Source organism: Mesorhizobium sp. WSM4816, assembly GCF_055811535.1.
Map to the genome: position 1 here is coordinate 30104 of NZ_JBVVQR010000021.1, position 13519 is coordinate 43622.

13 protein-coding genes are annotated in these 13519 nt (G+C 63.8%); 8 read left to right on the top strand and 5 right to left on the bottom strand.

Annotated features, from left to right (window positions below):
- Positions 1-48 precede the first annotated feature (48 nt).
- The 6 genes from cysG (at position 49) to AC0L3H_RS21045 (ending at position 5719) form a co-directional block, all read left to right on the top strand.
- Positions 49-1500, top strand: coding sequence for a siroheme synthase CysG (cysG, locus tag AC0L3H_RS21020; RefSeq protein ID WP_473586761.1), 1452 nt, complete (start codon positions 49-51; stop codon positions 1498-1500).
- Positions 1497-1802 carry a DUF2849 domain-containing protein gene (locus AC0L3H_RS21025; protein ID WP_473586762.1) on the top strand — a complete coding sequence of 102 codons (306 nt, stop codon included), beginning with the start codon at positions 1497-1499 and terminating at the stop codon, positions 1800-1802. Before cysG ends, AC0L3H_RS21025 begins: the two co-directional genes overlap by 4 nt.
- Before the next feature lie 47 nt (positions 1803-1849).
- Positions 1850-3520 carry a nitrite/sulfite reductase gene (locus AC0L3H_RS21030; RefSeq protein WP_473586763.1) on the top strand — a complete coding sequence of 557 codons (1671 nt, stop codon included), beginning with the start codon at positions 1850-1852 and terminating at the stop codon, positions 3518-3520.
- Positions 3495-4259, top strand: coding sequence for a phosphoadenylyl-sulfate reductase (locus AC0L3H_RS21035; RefSeq protein WP_091595551.1), 765 nt, complete (start codon positions 3495-3497; stop codon positions 4257-4259). The genes AC0L3H_RS21030 and AC0L3H_RS21035 overlap by 26 nt, the downstream gene beginning before the upstream one ends.
- A gap of 167 nt (positions 4260-4426) precedes the next feature.
- Positions 4427-4963 (top strand): DUF934 domain-containing protein, encoded by a 537-nt coding sequence (locus tag AC0L3H_RS21040; protein WP_473586764.1) that lies wholly within the window; start codon positions 4427-4429, stop codon positions 4961-4963.
- A gap of 135 nt (positions 4964-5098) precedes the next feature.
- Positions 5099-5719 (top strand): DJ-1/PfpI family protein, encoded by a 621-nt coding sequence (locus tag AC0L3H_RS21045; RefSeq protein WP_023797428.1) that lies wholly within the window; start codon positions 5099-5101, stop codon positions 5717-5719.
- Between the two features lie 140 nt (positions 5720-5859).
- On the opposite strand, the gene AC0L3H_RS21050 is transcribed toward AC0L3H_RS21045, so the two are convergent.
- Positions 5860-6882 carry a fatty acid desaturase gene (locus tag AC0L3H_RS21050; RefSeq protein WP_023797429.1) on the bottom strand — a complete coding sequence of 341 codons (1023 nt, stop codon included), beginning with the start codon at positions 6880-6882 and terminating at the stop codon, positions 5860-5862.
- A 134-nt stretch (positions 6883-7016) separates the two neighbouring features.
- Positions 7017-7250: a hypothetical protein gene (locus AC0L3H_RS21055; protein ID WP_023797430.1), complete on the bottom strand. Its 234-nt coding sequence runs from the start codon at positions 7248-7250 to the stop codon at positions 7017-7019.
- 239 nt (positions 7251-7489) lie between these two features.
- On the opposite strand from AC0L3H_RS21055, the gene grpE reads away from it, so the two are divergent.
- Together grpE and AC0L3H_RS21065 are read left to right on the top strand one after the other, a co-directional pair.
- Positions 7490-8125: a nucleotide exchange factor GrpE gene (grpE, locus tag AC0L3H_RS21060; RefSeq protein ID WP_091595557.1), complete on the top strand. Its 636-nt coding sequence runs from the start codon at positions 7490-7492 to the stop codon at positions 8123-8125.
- Positions 8126-8243: 118 nt separating this feature from the next.
- Positions 8244-8876 carry a trimeric intracellular cation channel family protein gene (locus AC0L3H_RS21065; protein WP_473586765.1) on the top strand — a complete coding sequence of 211 codons (633 nt, stop codon included), beginning with the start codon at positions 8244-8246 and terminating at the stop codon, positions 8874-8876.
- A gap of 93 nt (positions 8877-8969) precedes the next feature.
- Here the strand turns inward: AC0L3H_RS21065 and olsB are convergent, their stop codons facing one another.
- The 3 genes from olsB to acuI form a co-directional block, all read right to left on the bottom strand.
- The gene (olsB, locus tag AC0L3H_RS21070; RefSeq protein ID WP_473586803.1) at positions 8970-9845 is read right to left on the bottom strand and encodes a l-ornithine N(alpha)-acyltransferase; all 876 of its coding nucleotides are present in this window, start codon (positions 9843-9845) and stop codon (positions 8970-8972) included.
- Between the two features lie 177 nt (positions 9846-10022).
- The gene (locus AC0L3H_RS21075; RefSeq protein ID WP_473586766.1) at positions 10023-12311 is read right to left on the bottom strand and encodes a hybrid sensor histidine kinase/response regulator; all 2289 of its coding nucleotides are present in this window, start codon (positions 12309-12311) and stop codon (positions 10023-10025) included.
- A gap of 189 nt (positions 12312-12500) precedes the next feature.
- Complete coding sequence (gene acuI, locus AC0L3H_RS21080) at positions 12501-13490, bottom strand: acrylyl-CoA reductase (NADPH) (RefSeq protein ID WP_473586767.1); 990 nt, start codon at positions 13488-13490, stop codon at positions 12501-12503.
- Positions 13491-13519 lie beyond the last annotated feature (29 nt).

Consider the following 13519-nt stretch of genomic DNA (forward strand, 5'->3'; position numbering starts at 1 on the left):
TTTCGCGCCCGCGCGTAAAACCGAAAGCGTATTCAGGATTCCGCTCGTATGCCGCAGGCCCCCGCCAAGCTCAACGCCTTTCCCGTCTTTATGCGGGTCACTGGCGAAGCCGTGGCCATCGTCGGCGGCGGCGAGGAGGCTCTGGCCAAGGCGCGGCTGATCGGCCAGTCAAGCGCCGTCTTGCGCATCATAGCCGATGCCCCCGAGCATGATTTGCTGGCCTTCATCGCCGCGAATGGCGCCGTCCACATCGCTGCCGCCTATGAGGCCGTGCATCTCGAAGGCGCGGTGATGGTGTTTGCTGCCAGCGGCAACGAGGCGCTTGACCGCCGCGTTGCCGAGGATGCGCGCCGGCTGGGCATTCCGGTCAATGCCGTCGACCGGCCGGAGCTGTGCGATTTCTTCACCCCGGCGCTGGTCAACCGCGCGCCGGTCGCCATTGCCATCGGCACGGAAGGGACCGGACCGGTGCTTGCCCAGATGCTGCGCAGCCGCATCGACCGCATGCTGTCGCCGTCGCTCGGGCCGCTTGCTTCGCTTGCTGCCTCGTTGCGCGGCACTGTTGAGAGATTGTTGCCGAAAGGCAATGCCCGCCGCCGCTTCTGGAGCGAATTTTTCGGCGGCGCGCCGGCCCGCGCCATGGAGGCTGGCCAGCTTTCGCAGGCGCACGGTGCCGCCGTCGACCTGTTGCTTTCGAACGCGCCGGCATCGGGTCACATTGCCCTGGTTGGCGCGGGTCCCGGCGCCGAAGACCTGCTGACGCTGCGCGCCCACCGGCTGCTGATGGAAGCCGATGTCATCGTCCATGATGCGCTGGTGCCGGAGGCGATCGTCGCCATGGGCCGTCGCGACGCCGAGCGTCTGCCGGTAGGCAAACGCAAGGGCTGCCACACCAAGAGCCAGGCCGAGATCAATGCGCTGCTGATCGAGCTCGGCCGCGACGGCAAGCGCGTCGTGCGGCTGAAATCCGGCGATCCGCTGGTGTTCGGCCGGGCGGGCGAGGAAATGGCAGCGCTGCGCGATGCCGGCATCGCCTATGAGGTGGTTCCGGGCGTCACCGCGGCCTTCGCCGCCGCCGCCGATTTCGAGCTGCCGCTGACGCTGCGCGGCGTGTCGTCGTCGATGGTGTTCACCACCGGCCACGACCTCAAGGGAAATTCGCTGCCCGACTGGGCAAAGCTCGCCATTTCCGGCGCCACGGTCGCCGTCTATATGGGCCGCTCGGTCGCGGCCGAGGTTGCCGGCCGGCTGATCGAGGCCGGCCTGTCGCCGGATACGGCGGTCGCCGTGGTCGAGAATGCCAGCCTTGCCAACCGGCGCCGTTTCCACGGCACGCTCGCCGACCTGCCGTCGCTGGAGATTCGCGCCGACCTTACCGGTCCGGTCATGACCATCATCGGCGATGCGGTCGCCGGCGCCAATTTTGAACGTTCCGAGCCGCTGGCGGCACACAGGCATAAAGGCGCGGCCCAAACAGCCGCCGAAGGAGCTGAACGATGAAAGTCCTGACTGCAAACCGCCTCGCCGACGGCGAAGCCGTCTGGTACGCCAATGGCGGCTGGGCCGAGACCATCGACAATGCCGATGTCGCCTATGACAAGGCGGCTGAAGACCGGCTGGAGGCGATCGGCGCCACGGCCTCTGCCAACAATGAAGTGGTCGACGTCAATCTGATCGACGTGACCGTCGCCAATGGTGTCGTCAAGCCGGTCCGGCTGCGCGAAAAGATCCGCGCCGCCGGCCCGACCAACCGCAACGACCTGGGCAAGCAGGCCCGCCCGGTAGCCGCCCGGGCGGCGTAAACGACGACATTGAAGACAACGGGCGGACGCGCCCGGAAAGACCAGACATGTACCGTTACGATGAGTTCGATCACGATTTCGTCCAGGCCCGCGTCGCCGAGTTCAGCGATCAGGTCGCGCGGCGGCTTGCCGGCGAGATCACCGAGGATCAGTTCCGGCCGCTGCGGCTGATGAATGGCGTCTACCTGCAGTTGCACGCCTACATGCTGCGCATCGCGGTGCCTTACGGCACGCTGAACAGCAAGCAGTTGCGCATGCTTGGCCACATCGCCCGCAAATACGACAAGGGCTACGGCCATTTCACGACGCGCCAGAACATCCAGTTCAACTGGCCGGCGCTGTCGGACATTCCGGCGATCCTGGCCGATCTGGCTGGTGTCGAGATGCACGCCATCCAGACCAGCGGCAACTGCATCCGCAACGTCACCGCCGACCACTTTGCCGGTGCCGCCGCCGACGAGGTGGCCGATCCGCGTCCTTATGCGGAAATCCTGCGCCAATGGTCGTCGGTGCATCCGGAATTCTCGTTCCTGCCGAGAAAATTCAAGATCGCGGTGACCGGCGCGGAGCGCGACCGCGCCGCCATCCAGACGCATGACATCGGCCTGCATTTGAAGAAGAACGCTGCCGGCGAACTCGGTTTCGCCGTCTATGTCGGCGGCGGCCAGGGCCGTACGCCGATGATCGCCAAGAAGATCCGCGACTTCCTGCCCGAGGCCGACCTTCTGTCCTATTGCACGGCGATCCTGCGCGTTTACAACCTCTACGGCCGCCGCGACAACAAATACAAGGCGCGCATCAAGATCCTCGTCCACGAGACCGGCGTCGAGGAGATCACCCGCCAGGTCGAGGCCGAATGGCAGGAGCTGAAGGATGCGGATCTAAAGCTGCCGGAAGCCGACATCCGCGCCATCGATGCCTATTTCGCACCACCGGTGCTGGCCGAACGGCCGGAAGGCGACGAGGCCGTCAAGCTCGCCCGCCTCGATTCGAAGAGCTTTTCGGAATGGCTCGACCAGAACGTGGTGACACACCGTCACCCCGATTATGCCGCCGTGACCATCTCGCTCAAGGGCATTGGCGAAGCGCCGGGCGATGCCTCCGACAGCCAGATGGAAGCGGTCGCCGACCTTGCCGAAAAATATGCTTTCGACGAGCTGCGCGTCAGCCATGAGCAGAACCTGATCCTGCCACATGTCGCACGCGCCGACCTCAAGGCGGTCTATGACGCGCTGGTCGACATCGGACTGGCGACCGCCAATTCCAACCTGATATCAGACATCATCTCGTGCCCGGGCCTCGACTATTGCGCGCTGGCCACGGCGCGCTCGATTCCGGTGGCGCAGGAAATCTCGCGTCGTTTCGCGTCGCTCGAGCGTCAGCGCGAGATCGGCGAATTGAAGCTGAAGATTTCCGGCTGCATCAATGCCTGCGGCCATCACCATGTCGGCCATATCGGCATCCTCGGCGTCGAGAAGAAGGGCGCCGAACTCTACCAGGTCACGCTCGGCGGCTCGGCCGACGAGAACACCTCGGTCGGCGAGATCATCGGCCGCGGCTTCAGCTCGGCAGAGATCACCGACGCAATCGAGCAGATCGTCGAGACCTATCTCGGCCTCCGGCTCGACAGAAACGAAAAATTCATCGACGCCTACCGCCGTGTCGGTCCCGCGCCGTTCAAGGAGGCGCTCTATGCTGGCGAAGCCAAGGCCGCTTGATCGTATCGTCGACGCCGAGGCCGGCATCGCCGCCGAAGCGGCGGGGCTCGATGCGCTCTATGGTCATCTCAAGCCGCTGGAGATCATCGAGCGGTCGGCCCGGGAATTCTTTCACGGTGAAATCGCCGCAGTTTCGTCGTTCGGGGCGGATTCTGCAGTGCTTCTGCACATGATCGCCAAGATCGACCGGACGCTGCCGGTCATCTTCCTCGACACCGGCAAGCACTTCGAGGAGACGCTCGGCTATCGCGACGCGCTGGTTGCCGATTTCGGGCTGACCGATATAAGGGTGATCACTCCCGAAGAAGCGGCGCTCGAACGGATCGATCCGACCGGTAATCTGAACGAAACCGACACCGACGCCTGCTGCGAGGTCCGCAAGGTCGAGCCGCTGGCGCGCGGCGTCGAGCCGTTCCGCGCCTGGTTCACCGGCCGCAAGCGTTTTCAGGCGACGACGCGGGCATCACTGCCGGTGTTCGAGGCGGTCGGCTCGCGCATTCGCATCAATCCGCTGGCGCATTGGACGACATCAGACCAGGCCAACTATATGCGCGCGCATGCGCTGCGTGAGAATCCGCTGGTCGCCTATGGCTATCTCTCGATAGGCTGCTTCCCGTGCACGCAGCCGGTGCAGCCGGGCGAGGATGCACGCAGCGGCCGCTGGGTGGGGCACGCCAAGACCGAGTGCGGCATCCATTTGTCGGGGCTGGAGAAGTCGCTGACCGACGCATCGCTTTAGGGTATGTCGATATTCAGGTGAGGCTGGCCTGCGAATGGCGGCACGTACCCAAAGTACGCTCCGCTCCGGTTCTCGGAAGCCACCATTCTCGGCTCGGCCTTACCTGAATCTCAACACACCCTCGAGCGTTTTGAACTTTGGAATTTTGTGGACTTGGGAATTTCTCGATGAGTGAATCGATAGCGGAAAACGCCACCCGCCTCTGGACCCCGACAGGTTTTTGCGAGGACGAGTGGAGCCATGCCGAGAGCGCCGACGCACTGTCCGGCAATGGCCGCTTCATCCTGCCGCTGCAGGCGTTTCTCGACCTCGATCCGGCGGTGCGCCGGTCGGCGAGGGAGCGCCTCGGCGTACTGCTTCAGCCCGGCGATCAGCTCGAAAAGATCGCGGACCTGCTCGACCAGATATCGCTGGTGGCGCTGGCCTTCCCGGCTTTCAGTGACGGCCGCTCCTTCTCCAAGGGCGAACTGCTGCGCAGCCGCTACCGTTTCGAGGGCGCGGTCCGCGCCACCGGACAGGTTCTGGTCGACCAGCTTCCGCATATGCTGCGCCTCGGCTTCGACGAGTTCGAAGTATCAAATCCAGTGTTGCTGAAACGGCTCGAGGAAGGCCGCACCGGCGGTCTGCCGCTGTCCTACCAGCCGACCGTGAAGCTGGAGGCCAAAGGCCCCAAATATTCCTGGCGGCGGGTGCGCACCGGTTGATCTCCCCACCGAGCAAGTCGCATCTGGTCGGACCACTTTGCCGATTCAATCTTTTATTTTCGGCATCCGCCCCTTAAGATATGGCCTATTATTTCGCGATCCGAAATAAATTCGCCACCAAGGGAGGAACCGGGAATGGCTGGTAAGAAGATATTGATGCTCGTTGGCGAGTTCAGCGAGGAATACGAGATTTTCGTCTTTGAACAGGCCATGCATGCGGTCGGCCACACCGTGCATGTCGTGTGTCCTGACAAGAAGGCGGGCGATATCCTGAAGACGTCGCTGCACGACTTCGAGGGTCACCAGACCTATACGGAAAAGCTCGGCCATGACTACATCCTCAACAAGACGTTTTCCGAGGTCAATCCGGCCGAATACGATGCGGTCTATGCGGCAGGCGGGCGCGGGCCGGAATATATCCGCATCGACAAGCGCGTGCAGGCGCTGGTGCGGCATTTCCACGAGACCGGCAAGCCGATCTTCACCATTTGCCACGGCGCGCAGATCCTGATGGCGGTCGACGGCGTGCTGCGTGGCAGGGAAGTCGCGGCGCTGCAGTATTGCGAGCCGGAAGTCACGCTCGCTGGCGGCACCTACATCGATGTCGCGCCGACCGGCGCCCATGTCGACGGCAATCTGGTGTCGGCCAAGGGCTGGCCGGGGCTGGCCGCCTTCATGCGCGAATGCCTGAAAGTGCTTGGCACCGAGATCCGCCACGGCGAGATCCTGATGCGCGACGAACGCAAGGCGGCTTGAGTCGGGCCTTGGAAACCGCCGCACCTGTGGTGCGGCGGCACTACAGCGCCGCGTCCTTTTGGGACGCGCAAAAGAAGCTGTAGAACTTGATTCTGCGCATGATCCTTCCGAAAATCGATTTCGATTTTCGGGTGATGCTTTTACGCAGTCATCCGCGCTTCGCGAAACGACACCAGCTTGCTGCGGCTCTCATCCCACAGCGCCAGCTTGACGCAGCGCAGGCTGTCGAGAAGCGTGACGCGGCCGATTTCGCGCAGTTCCGGATAGTCCCTCAGGACCTCCTGCAGACGATAGCACGGCACCTTGGCGGAGAGGTGGTGCACGTGATGGACGCCGATATTGCCGGTGAACCAGTTCAGTACCGGCGGCAGGTCATAATAGGACGAGCCGTGCAGGGCCGCATGCTGGAACTCCCATTCGGAGTCCTTTGCCCACTCTGTCTCTTCGAACTGGTGCTGGACGTAGAACAGCCAGATGCCGGCGGAGCCGGCGAGAACGACGATGGGCAAGTGGACAACCAGGAACGCTTCGAGGCCGACGAACCAGATGAGGGCGGCGGCCGCAACCGCGATGGCCACGTTGGTGGCCATTGACGACACCCAGGGCGTGAGGCCGCCTCGCATCATGCCGACCGGCAGTCGCTGCTCAAAGATGAAAAGCCAAATGGGGCCGAGGCCGAACATGACGAGCGGATGGCGATAGAGACGATAGGCAAGGCGGCCCCGCCAGGACATTTGCCGATATTCGGCAACAGTCAGCGTCCTGATGTCGCCCGTGCCGCGCTCATCGAGATTGCCGGCGCTGGCATGATGGGTTGCGTGGGCACGTCGCCAGCAATCGTAAGGCGTCAAAGTCAGGATGCCCAGGCCGCGGCCGATCCAGTCGTCGGCGGTGCGGTTGGCGAAGAAGGAACCGTGGCCGCAATCGTGCTGGATCATGAAGATCCGCACCAGAAAGCCGGCGGCCGGAAGGATGAGGATCAGACCCCACCAATGGCCATAGGCATAGGCAGCCGAGGACAGTGCCCACAGCGTGGCAAAGGGGATGAGGGTGATGGCAAGTTCGACGGCGCTGCGCCGCCTGTCAGGTTTCTTGTAGCGCGCCAGGATCTTCAACCAGGCACGCTTGCTGTTCGCTACAGCTTCGGGGGAAATCATGTTCATCAGGAAGCATAGACGGACCATTTCGTCGCCGCAAGCCAGGCATCACGCAAAGTTACTGCGGGTAATTGTCGCGCGACGCGCAAGCTGCGGCAAAAGGCATGCCAATGACGCGCAGCGACAGGCGTGTGTGTTGTCTATCGCCGGTTGCCACCGGCGGCTACGCTGCTTTCGATGCCGTCCAGGCGGTCAAGCAATTCCCTGAAACGATCGGGAATGTCGTTCTCCGTCCGGAACGCCGGCAACGCGCGCAGAAAGTGCATCGTTGCCTCCGTGCCGAACTGGCGCCTGATGCCGGCCGCCAGCCTTTCACGTCTTTCGTCATCGTTGGGGGCGCCATTCTTACGGTCGCCGTCGTTGCGGGTCGCCATCTCAAAATCCTGTGTCGGTTTCGAAACTCTTCCAGCAGACGAATGGTTCCCCCATCGCAGCATCTTGGCAAGCAAAGCCGGTGGTTACAGTAAAATTTGAATTAATATCGAAAGGTCTCCATGATGCGTCGTCAAAAGCGCGAGCGGCCTGTCCAGTATCGCTTGCCCCTTGATTTTTGGCCGCCAAACCTCGATATCGGGCACAAAATCCACATCATTTGAAATGACGGGAAACGGCGATGAGCGACCAGGCAAAAGACGAACGCGCGCCCGATGAAGCCGAGACGGCCGGGGCTGCCACCGAACACACGCAAGGCAGCGCCGACGGCGACTATGAAGCGCTTGTGCGGCTGCTGAAGGAAAACGACGAGTTGAAGGACCGCGCGCTCCGCGTCGCAGCCGAGATGGAGAATCTGCGTCGCCGTACCGCCCGTGACGTGCACGATGCACGCGCCTATGCGGTTGCCAATTTCGCCCGTGACATGCTGTCGGTATCGGACAATCTGCGCCGCGCACTGGATGCGATCCCGGCTGAGTCCAAGGCGTCAGGTGATGCCGGTTTGAAGTCACTGATCGAGGGCGTCGAGCTCACCGAGCGCGCCATGCTATCGGCGCTCGAGCGGCACGGAGTGAAGAAGCTCGAGCCGGAAGGCGAGAAATTCGACCCGAATTTCCATCAGGCGATGTTCGAGGTGCCCAATCCGGAGGTGCCGGCCAACACGGTGGTCCAGGTCGTGCAGCCCGGCTATTCGATCGGCGAGCGGGTGCTGCGGCCGGCCATGGTCGGCGTTGCCAAGGGCGGTCCCAAGCATGTGGCAAGCGAAGCGCCGGTCGAGCCAGGGCCGGTGAATGAGCAAGCTGAGAAGGATGCGTAAGTTAAGGGAATAGGGCAGTAGGAGCAGTAGGGGCATAGGGTAAAGGAGCCGTACCAATCGTCCGGCTTCGTGCTATTCATACATCCCTATTCACCCGCTCTCCTACTCCGCTATGCCCTTGAACCCGATCGAGCTTCTCGACTATGCCGGTGTCGCCGTCTTCGCGGCGACCGGTGCGCTGGCCGCTTCGCGCAAGCAGCTCGACATCATCGGATTTCTGTTCCTGGCCAGCGTCACCGGCATCGGCGGTGGCACGTTTCGTGACGTCATCCTCAATCTGCCGGTCTTCTGGGTTACCAGCTCTGGCTATGTGCTGATCTGCGCGGTGGTGGCGATGCTTGTCTTTTTCGGGGCGCACCGTCTCGAATCCCGCTGGAAATTACTGCTCTGGCTCGACGCCGTCGGCCTCGCCGCGTTTTCGGTGATGGGTGCCGCCAAGGGCCTGGCCATCACCGGCTCGCCGGTCGTGTCCGTTGTTACCGGCGTGCTCACTGCCACGTTCGGCGGGATCTTGCGCGACCTGCTGGCCGGTGAGGCTTCGGTGCTCTTGAGACCAGAAATCTATGTCACCGCCGCCCTTGCGGGCGCCATCCTGTTTACAACAGGCGATCTCGCCGGACTGCCGCCGCTCGCCTCGGGCCTAGTGGGCTTCATAGCCGCTTTCTGCGTGCGTGGCGGCGCGCTTAAGTTCGGCTGGGCCTTTCCGTCCTACAAGAGCCGGCCCGGCCGGCGGCCGGAAGATATTCCGTGAAATGAGGGCGAGTAGCGAATAGGGACAACGATCCGCAGCGAATTGGCGGAACTCCCGCTACTCGCTACTCCCTATTCGCTATTCATTGGAATCTCAGGCGGCGAAGCGCTGGGCTTCCCCGCCATAATAGCTGACGTAGCGGGCGCCGATCTCCTTGACCGGCATCACCACGAACACGTCGACCGTCGAGAATTCGCGGTCGATGACGCAGCCGTCGCCGATGCGCGCGCCGACGCGCAGATAGCCCTTGACCAGCGGTGGCATCGCCGCGATCGCGGCCTTGGCGTTGACCGCCTCGATCGGCATCAAATCCATGGAACAGTAGCGGCCGGCGACGGCGCGCACGTCCCAGGCCGAATTCGTCCGGCAGTGATGGGCGAGATAGGTCAGCGCTTCGGCGTGTGCCGCCGGCACGGTGCCGGGGAACGAGGCGCAACCGGTCATCACGCCGATCCCATAATGGTTGATATAGGCCCAGATACCTTGCCAGAGCGCCTCGATGGTGCGCTTCGAGCGGTATTCCGGCAAGACGCAGGAGCGGCCGAGTTCAAGGAAACGCTGGCCGGGATGGCGGGCGATAAGCTTGGTCAGCTCAAACTCGCCCTCGGAATAGAAGCCGCCGGCCGCTGCCGCGATCTCCTGCCGCAACAGGCGGTAGGTGCCGACAATGCGGCGATGCTCGGGACCGGACAGCGAGGTGTCGAAGACGAGCAGATGATCACAGAGCGGATCAAAATGGTCGGCGTCGCGGCGGTCCTGCACCTGAAACAGGGTTTTCCTGGCGCCGAGCTCGTCATAGAACACCCGGTAGCGCACTTCCTGCGCGGCGGCGATCTCGGCCTCGTTGCGTGCGAGCCGCACTTCGAGGTTGCCGATACGGCCAAGCGCTTCGCCTTTTATGACAGCATCGACGTTGCGCCCGGTGAGCAAAGCACCCCTGGCGTTCGGCCGAGCGTCACATTCCGGCATAACTGTATGCACGAGTGATTCTCCTTCGAGCCATCCCTCTTGGCACGGGGATACGGCGTAGGTGCAACAGGATTGTGACAGTACCGTGATACGGCCCTGCCGGCAATACTTCGTCGGCTGGGCAACCCTTCAACCGGCTATGTTCTGCAGGTAAGCCAGGCAAGGACAGCCGGCGGATCAAGCGGCCACGTGACCCTCGACCGCATGGACAAGCGCGTCGGGGTCGAGCGGCTTGGTGACGAAGCCGCTGGCGCCATGGGCGAGCACTGCGTGGCGGGTCGTTTCCTGACTGTCCGCCGATAGCACCATGATCGGAACCGGCGACACGGCGGTTTCCTCCTCGTGCCGGCGGATGGCGGCGATCGCGTCCAGCCCGTCCATGACAGGCATGTGCAGGTCCATCAGCACCACGTCGAAGCGATACTTATGGTCGGTGCCGGTGATGGCCTCGACGGCGGCCTTGCCGTTGCCGACCAGTTTCACGCGATGCCCGGCCTTCAGCAGCGTGGCACGGGCAAGCATGGCGTTGATGTCGTTATCCTCGGCGATCAGCACGGACAGGCCCCGCCGCCGGCCGCCAATGGCGCGGGCGGTTGGTGCGCCGCGCTTTTCCGGCTGCGGCTGGGTGAGGGCAGGCACGCTGCTGGTCAAAAGCACGCGAAGCAACGTTTCGCCACGCACCGGCCTTGCCAGAAAGGTGGCGTATCCGCTGGCGCGGAACTCGCCCAGCATGCCGCGGTCGGTTGGCGCGATCAGTGTGATCGCCTCGCAATCGGCAAAGCCGCTCTGGCGAAGGCGTTTGAGCAACCTGCCGTCGCCTTCCTCCATGGCCGCATCGACCAAAAGCGCGTCGCAGCCTTCGGCGAAGGACGCTGCCTGGGCGGCGGTGGTGGCCAGATCGACCTTGCCGCCATTGGCGCGGATGGTGCGGGCGATGGCGTCGGCCTCGATGGCGTTCTTCGACAGGATCACGGCGCGCCGCCCTGACAGCGCATCTCGACGGCTCTGCGGCGGCTCGGTGGCCGATATTGCAGGGATTTCGAAGACGAATTCCGAACCCTGGCCGAGCTGGCTCGACACCGAGATCGTGCCGCCCATGGCGATCACCAGGCGCCTGGAGATGGCAAGACCGAGCCCGGCGCCCCCATGCGCGCGAGTCGACGTGCCGTCAGCCTGTTCGAATTCCTCGAAGATGCGCTCCAGGTCGTCCTCGTGCAGGCCGGGACCGGTGTCGGTGACGGTGAAGCCTATGCGGTCGGTGGTTTCGGTGCGGGCACGAGCGATGCTCACCAACACGCCGCCGCTGTCGGTGAACTTGATGGCGTTGCCGATGAGGTTGAGCAGCACCTGCCTGACCCTTCCAGGATCGGCTGATATCATCTGCGGCACGTCGGGTTCGACATGGCAGCCAAGGCCGATGTTCTTGGCGAAGGCACGCGCCGCCAGGAGTTCCACGATGTTGTCGGCGATCTCGCGCACCGACATTGGCTGCGGTTCGGGATCGAAGCGGCCGGCCTCGATCTTGGAATAGTCGAGCAGGTCCTCGATCAGCGCCAGCAGCGCGCTGGCCGAGGTCGAGATGGCGCCGACATAGGTCCGTTGTTGCGGCGAGAGCCCGGTGTCCGCCAGCAGCTTGGCCATGCCTATGATGCCGTTCATCGGCGTGCGGATCTCGTGGCTGACGGTGGCGAGGAAGCGCGATTTGGCCTGGCTTGCATATTCGGCTCGCTCGCGGGCGGTGATCAGCGACGTTTCGGCGTGCTTGCGTGCGGTAATGTCGCGGGCGATTGCGCGATGCGAGACGGAACCGCTCTCCTTGTCGCGCACGGACAGTTCGATCCATGAGAACCAGCGCGGGCCGCTCGGTGTGCTAATGGCGACGTCGGTGGAGCTCAGGCATTCATGGTCGGAAAAAGCGGCATCGGGAACGATGCCGACCTCGATGCCGAGGTCGGCCAGGGCCCTGCCGGCAAGGTCGCGCTGGTCGGCTCCGACAAGCTCGGCGAAAACCTTGTTGGCATAGACGATGTGGCCGTCACGGTCGCGATGGACGACGAGATCGCCAAGCGCGTCGATCAGCCCGCGAAAGCGTTCCTCGCTCTCCTGCATCTCCCACACGCGGTCGGCCAGGCTCTCAACCTCGGCGCGGCTGCGCGCTGCGGTCGCGCCAAGCAGCGCAACCGTGCGGCGCGCCGTGCGCCTGGCACGCAGATGCACGGCAAGGCCTGCCATGCCAGTCGCCAAAAGCCCGACGGTGATGAAGATCGGCGCGCCGGTCAGATGCGACAGGCCCGCCAGCACGACGATGGCGACGAGCATCAGGAACGGCAGGCCTTCGCGATTGGCGGCGGGCAATTCAGGCGCCAGTGGCGGCGCCGCGATATGCTGCCGGCTTGGCGCCTCCGGGCCGATCCCGTCGACGTTTTCGGCGCTCTCTGTTTCTCTGATGCCGGATTCCGTGACCATGCGGAAACCCTTGCCAGACAGAGATTATGGAAAATTGCCGCGGATCGTTCGAATTTTAGCGGTCGCGCGGTTTTTGCCTCTCCGCTCCTGAAGCGCGTCGCGTTTGGCCGGCCTCATGCGAGGCGCTTCACCGCTGCACACCCTGGGTCAGGCTTTTGCCAATGCATTAAAAACCGGAGAAGGAAGAGCTCACATGTCCACCACCACGCGACCGCGGACCTTGCCCTCGACGATATCGTGCGCGGCGTCGATGATGCCATCGAAGCCAATGGTCGTGGACAGTTTGGCGAGCTTCTGGAGGTCGAGGTCCGTGCCGATGCGGCGCCACGCCTCCATGCGGACCGTTTTTGGCGCCATCACCGAATCGATGCCGAGCAGACAAACGCCGCGCAGGATGAACGGGGCGACGCTCGTCGGCAGATCCATGCCGCCGGCCAGGCCGCAGGCGGCGACGGCGCCGCCATAGGAGGTCATCGAAAGGACGTTGGCCAGGGTGTGACTGCCGACCGCGTCGACGCCGCCGGCCCAGCGTTCCTTGGCGAGCGGCTTTGCAGGCTGGGCAAGCTCGTCGCGCGAAATCACCTCCGAAGCACCCAGGTCGGTCAGGTAGGAACTTTCAGCGCTGCGGCCGGTCGCGGCGACGACGTGATAGCCGAGGCTGGACAGAATCGAAACCGCGACCGAGCCGACGCCGCCGGCCGCGCCCGTCACCACGACGGGGCCGCGTTCCGGCACGATGCCGTGCCGTTCCAGCGCGATAACGCAAAGCATGGCGGTGTAACCTGCCGTGCCGACCGCCATCGCATCATGCGGGCTCATGCCCTGGGGCAGCGGCACCAGCCAGTCGCCCTTGACACGGGCGCGCTCGGCATAGGCGCCAAAATGCGTCTCGCCGACGCCCCAGCCGTTCAATATGACCTTGTCCCCCGTGCGCCAGTCGGCATGGGAGGACGAGATGACCGTGCCGGCGAAATCGATGCCCGGCACCAGCGGCCAGCGGCGGATCACCGGCGCCTTGCCGGATATGGCGAGGCCGTCCTTGTAGTTCACCGTCGTCGCCTCGACGGCGACGGTGACATCGCCTTCCATCAGGTCGGCTTCGGTAAGGTCGGTGATCGCGACCGACTGCTTCTTCTCGGCGTCGCGCGAAACGAGGATGGCTTTGAAGGTTTCGGGCATGTCTTCTCCTCGGGCTTCTTGAATGGGAC

Excerpts from the sequence above, each read along its gene's own strand:
- AC0L3H_RS21040 (WP_473586764.1), top strand. The coding sequence starts at position 4,427 with ATGAGTGAATCGATAGCGGAAAACGCCACCCGCCTCTGGACCCCGACA.
- cysG (WP_473586761.1), top strand. The coding sequence starts at position 49 with ATGCCGCAGGCCCCCGCCAAGCTCAACGCCTTTCCCGTCTTTATGCGG.
- AC0L3H_RS21055 (WP_023797430.1), bottom strand. The coding sequence starts at position 7,250 with ATGGCGACCCGCAACGACGGCGACCGTAAGAATGGCGCCCCCAACGAT.
- AC0L3H_RS21025 (WP_473586762.1), top strand. The coding sequence starts at position 1,497 with ATGAAAGTCCTGACTGCAAACCGCCTCGCCGACGGCGAAGCCGTCTGG.
- AC0L3H_RS21075 (WP_473586766.1), bottom strand. The coding sequence starts at position 12,311 with ATGGTCACGGAATCCGGCATCAGAGAAACAGAGAGCGCCGAAAACGTC.
- AC0L3H_RS21050 (WP_023797429.1), bottom strand. The coding sequence starts at position 6,882 with ATGAACATGATTTCCCCCGAAGCTGTAGCGAACAGCAAGCGTGCCTGG.
- acuI (WP_473586767.1), bottom strand. The coding sequence starts at position 13,490 with ATGCCCGAAACCTTCAAAGCCATCCTCGTTTCGCGCGACGCCGAGAAG.
- olsB (WP_473586803.1), bottom strand. The coding sequence starts at position 9,845 with ATGCCGGAATGTGACGCTCGGCCGAACGCCAGGGGTGCTTTGCTCACC.
- AC0L3H_RS21035 (WP_091595551.1), top strand. The coding sequence starts at position 3,495 with ATGCTGGCGAAGCCAAGGCCGCTTGATCGTATCGTCGACGCCGAGGCC.
- AC0L3H_RS21045 (WP_023797428.1), top strand. The coding sequence starts at position 5,099 with ATGGCTGGTAAGAAGATATTGATGCTCGTTGGCGAGTTCAGCGAGGAA.
- grpE (WP_091595557.1), top strand. The coding sequence starts at position 7,490 with ATGAGCGACCAGGCAAAAGACGAACGCGCGCCCGATGAAGCCGAGACG.
- AC0L3H_RS21030 (WP_473586763.1), top strand. The coding sequence starts at position 1,850 with ATGTACCGTTACGATGAGTTCGATCACGATTTCGTCCAGGCCCGCGTC.